Origin of the sequence: Salipiger sp. IMCC34102 (assembly GCF_004145405.1) — a bacterium.
GTDB lineage: Bacteria > Pseudomonadota > Alphaproteobacteria > Rhodobacterales > Rhodobacteraceae > Loktanella.
Genome location: NZ_SELQ01000035.1, coordinates 1 through 255, shown reverse-complemented (window position 1 = coordinate 255; position 255 = coordinate 1). Strand labels below are relative to the sequence as shown.

Here is a 255-nt window from a genome sequence, read left to right as displayed (position 1 = left end):
TCGGTGTTGTAGTCCGTAGCCCAGGCTGCGATCACGATCCGCGCATGGGCCAGATTGCGGAACATGGTCTCGTTGAGCAGCTCGTCGCGCATCCGGCCGTTGAAGCTTTCGACGAAACCGTTCTGCACCGGCTTGCCCGGCGCGATGTAGTGCCATTCGACCCGGTGCTCGGAACACCACCGCAGGATCGCGTTACTGGTCAGCTCCGTCCCATTATCGCTGACAATCATGCCGGGCTTGCCGCGGCGCTCGATC

The 255-nt window shown here is 62.4% G+C and carries 1 protein-coding gene; it reads right to left on the bottom strand.

Annotated elements, in window-relative coordinates:
- The coding region (locus EU805_RS17290) for an integrase core domain-containing protein (protein ID WP_129765211.1) at positions 1–255 on the bottom strand (255 nt) is incomplete at both ends.